Consider the following 1234-nt stretch of genomic DNA (forward strand, 5'->3'; position numbering starts at 1 on the left):
CTTTGCGGGTTAGGGTTGGTTGGCCGCAGAGACCAGGGAGAAGCGACTGTTTACTAAAAACACAGGTCCGTGCGAAGTCGCAAGACGATGTATACGGACTGACGCCTGCCCGGTGCTGGAACGTTAAGGGGACCGGTTAGTCACTTTGGTGGCGAAGCTGAGAACTTAAGCGCCAGTAAACGGCGGTGGTAACTATAACCATCCTAAGGTAGCGAAATTCCTTGTCGGGTAAGTTCCGACCTGCACGAATGGCGTAACGACTTCTCCGCTGTCTCAACCACAGGCCCGGTGAAATTGCATTACGAGTAAAGATGCTCGTTACGCGCGGCAGGACGGAAAGACCCCGGGACCTTTACTATAGCTTGGTATTGGTGTTTGGTTCGGCTTGTGTAGGATAGGTGGGAGACTGTGAAGCTGCAACGCTAGTTGTGGTGGAGTCGTCGTTGAAATACCACTCTGGTCGTACTGGATGTCTAACCTCGGACCGTGATCCGGTTCAGGGACAGTGCCTGGTGGGTAGTTTAACTGGGGCGGTTGCCTCCCAAAGGGTAACGGAGGCGCCCAAAGGTTCCCTCAGCCTGGTTGGCAATCAGGTGTTGAGTGTAAGTGCACAAGGGAGCTTGACTGTGAGACTGACGGGTCGAGCAGGGACGAAAGTCGGGACTAGTGATCCGGCACTGGCTTGTGGAAGCGGTGTCGCTCAACGGATAAAAGGTACCCCGGGGATAACAGGCTGATCTTGCCCAAGAGTCCATATCGACGGCATGGTTTGGCACCTCGATGTCGGCTCGTCGCATCCTGGGGCTGGAGTAGGTCCCAAGGGTTGGGCTGTTCGCCCATTAAAGCGGCACGCGAGCTGGGTTTAGAACGTCGTGAGACAGTTCGGTCCCTATCCGCCGCGCGCGTTGGAGACTTGAGGAAGGCTGTCCCTAGTACGAGAGGACCGGGACGGACGAACCTCTGGTGTGCCAGTTGTTCTGCCAAGAGCATGGCTGGTTGGCTACGTTCGGAAGGGATAACCGCTGAAGGCATCTAAGCGGGAAGCCTGTTTCGAGATGAGGTCTCCCACCACCTTGAGTGGTTAAGGCCCCCTAGAGACGATGGGGTTGATAGGCCCGAGATGGAAGCACGGTGACGTGTGGAGTTGACGGGTACTAATAGGCCGAGGGCTTGCTCACAAAGTTGCTACGCGTCCACTGTGTGGTTCTGAGGGAACCAATCTGGCGTCCACTGT

Annotated in this window: 1 rRNA gene (only partly in view); it reads left to right on the top strand. The window is 56.1% G+C overall.

Annotation, left to right across the window (positions count from 1 at the left end):
• Window positions 1-1178: ribosomal RNA gene (locus tag ACWDY5_RS41325) — 23S ribosomal RNA — on the top strand (it extends 2032 nt beyond the left edge of the window).
• Window positions 1179-1234 lie beyond the last annotated feature (56 nt).

The organism is Crossiella sp. NPDC003009, assembly GCF_053591555.1.